The following is a 2319-nucleotide window of genomic DNA, read 5'->3' on the forward strand; positions in this document are numbered from 1 at the left end:
TCCGGCCAACGGCCCTTTGAACTGGGCTCGACCTGTCGGTGATATCTATATGATCGGGCTTGATACGCTTGCCGAAGGACAGGGAGCGGGAAAACTATCGTCCGACAGTCTGTCTTTCCTGCAAAACGCCTTGTCCCAAACAGGGAATGCGCCAGTGCTTCTGGCTCTGCATCATCCGCCTTTTGCCTGCGGCATTCGATTCATGGACAAGATCGGCCTGACCAATCGGCAGGCGCTACGCGACGTCCTGACCGGTTTCGATGGCACGCTGCGCATTGTCTGCGGCCACATCCACAGTATGATCGTCAGCGATATCGCGGGACACATCGCTATTTCGGCGCCGTCGCCCGCCAGCTCCTTCGCGTATGATCTTCGCTTGGATGCGCCGGTCGGGTATATGGCACAAGGAGATGGCTGCCTGTTGCACCGTTGGGACAAAGGGTTTCAATCGATCAGGATCGCGCCTGCGGCAGGATCGGGACCCTTTCCGTTTTGATCGTCGCACCTAAAAGAAAGCAAATTCTTTGAACGAACCGCATGCGATCCAAATACTGATTCACATCGTAGGTGCTGCGGCCCTGTTAATCTGGGCTGTGCGCCTTGTGCGCACTGGGGTCGAACGCGGGTTTGCTGCACCGATGCGCATCTGGTTGCGCCATTCAGCGAAAAACAGGTTGCTAGCGGCAGGAACCGGCATGGGGGCTGCTGTCTTGTTGCAAAGTTCCACGGCGGTGGCTGTTCTGGTTTCCAACTTCGTTTCCAAAGGCGGGCTGGCGACGGCGACGGGGCTGGCGATCTTATTGGGGGCCGATGTCGGTTCAGCTTTGGTGACGCAGCTTTTGGTCGTTCGCCAACCGCTGCTGATCCCGCTGCTACTGTTTATCGGGGTCACGGTCTTTCTGCGCGGCGAAGGCAGCAATACGCGGCAGATCGGCCGGATCATGATCGGCCTTGCGCTGATTTTCGTGTCGCTGGATATGATCCGCGGCGCGACCGAACCGATGATGTCAAACCCCGGCACACAGGCCGTCATGGCCTATCTGGGTCGTGATCTGCTTACGGCTTTCATCATCGGGGCCGTTTTCGCATGGGGTGTCCATTCGAGTGTCGCCGCGGTGTTACTCTTCGTTACTCTCGCGGGGCAGTCGATCCTTCCGGTTCCTGCTGCCGCCGCAATGGTTCTCGGGGCAAATTTGGGCGGAGGTTTCATCGCGTTCGTCCTCACGTATTCAGCACCGCTTGCGTCACGAAGAATGGTCATGGCAAACCTGATCTTGCGAGGGGGCGGTGCCGCGCTGACGGTGTTCGTGATTGTAGCGGCACCGGACTTGTTGGCCCAACTTGGCGCGACGCCCGCCCGGCAGGCCATTAATCTTCACCTCGCCTTCAATGTGGCGTTGGCCTTTGTTGCCCTTCCTTTTGTGGGGCCCATCACGTCCTTGTTGTCCTATTTCATGGCTGAAAAACCTGGTCCGAATGGCGCGCTGGAAGTTGTCAGCGCTCTTGACCCTACCTTGCTGGATCGACCGCAGCGCGCGATAGATTGTGCGGCGCGCGAACTTCTCACGATGGGCCAGAAGATCGAACAGATGTTGATCGCGGTCGAACCTCTTTACGACCAGTGGAACGCGGCCACCGCCAGCATGATCGTGGATCAGGACAAGGCCATCAAGCAGACGCATTTAGACATAAAACTTTATCTTGCGCGCCTTGGTCAAAAGGGAATGGACGAGGAACTGAGCCGACGTTCGATGGAGCTTGCCTCGATTTCGTCCAGCCTCGATTCCGCGTCAGATGCAATTACGCGGATTATGCTCGATCTCGCCAAGCGTCTGGATATGCAAAAACTGCAATTCTCGCTTCAGGGCCGCGAAGAGATCCGTGATTTTACGGACCGTGTCCAAAGTAACGTCCAGCTTGCCCTGAATGTGATGATGAACCAGAATCCGGCCGAGGCGCGCGAGTTGGTTGCGGCCAAGGAAAAAATGCGCAAAGTCGAGCAGAAATTGCAGCGTAGCCATATCGGACGTCTGCGCCAGGGGCTTGTCGAGAGCATCGAGACCAGCAACATCCACCAAGAAACGTTGCGCGCGCTCAAGCAAATCAACACAGCTTTCTCGATGGTGGGCCACCCCATCCTTCTGAAGTCAGGTGATCTGCTAAAGAGCCGTCTCGCCTAGACCTAGCGGTGTTGCTGACAGCGAGCATCCGGGCAGCGAACACAGCCCTGGCCCTAAATGTCAGCTCTGCGCGGCTTTTTATCCTGCATTTCGTACGCAACGTTGACACTTTGGGCTCAATGCAGTCATTCGCTGCAGC

At 57.1% G+C, this 2319-nt stretch carries 2 protein-coding genes; both read left to right on the plus strand.

Translation table 11 applies throughout. The features are described 5' to 3' along the window. Window positions 1-496, plus strand: a 496-nt coding sequence (locus BOA8489_RS20585) for a metallophosphoesterase family protein (RefSeq protein WP_503092257.1), incomplete at its 5' end; no start/stop codon positions are given. Window positions 497-524: 28 nt separating this feature from the next. Beyond that, window positions 525-2180 (plus strand): Na/Pi cotransporter family protein, encoded by a 1656-nt coding sequence (locus BOA8489_RS19920; RefSeq protein WP_093976049.1) that lies wholly within the window; start codon window positions 525-527, stop codon window positions 2178-2180. Window positions 2181-2319 lie beyond the last annotated feature (139 nt).

The organism is Boseongicola aestuarii (assembly GCF_900184815.1).
Lineage (GTDB): Bacteria > Pseudomonadota > Alphaproteobacteria > Rhodobacterales > Rhodobacteraceae > Boseongicola > Boseongicola aestuarii.